1 pseudogene is annotated in these 241 nt (G+C 45.2%); it reads right to left on the bottom strand.

From position 1 onward, the window contains the following. Positions 1 to 241: pseudogene (locus AAEY75_RS16795) on the bottom strand (MFS transporter); the annotation flags it as partial.

Genomic DNA, 241 nt, shown 5'->3' with positions numbered 1-241 from the left:
ATTCAGCTTCGTGCCAAAACATCATTAAATAAGGTCCGCCTAGGGATGCGCCAAGATAATAGCAACATAAATACAGCGACGTTGCCTTAGCGCGATGACTGGTGGCACGGATAGCAACAAACGAATTACAACAGCTGTGAGTTAAGAAAAATCCGCAAGCACTGATCAGAAAACCCACCACAATGGCAGTCAATGTATCCACCAAAGTCAACAACGTGCCAGCGACCATTAAGCATAAAGC

This window comes from Psychrobacter sp. TB55-MNA-CIBAN-0194 (genome assembly GCF_040309505.1).
Lineage (GTDB): Bacteria > Pseudomonadota > Gammaproteobacteria > Pseudomonadales > Moraxellaceae > Psychrobacter > Psychrobacter fozii.
Note: the sequence above shows the minus strand (reverse complement) of the source record. Positions and strands in the feature narration are given on the sequence as shown.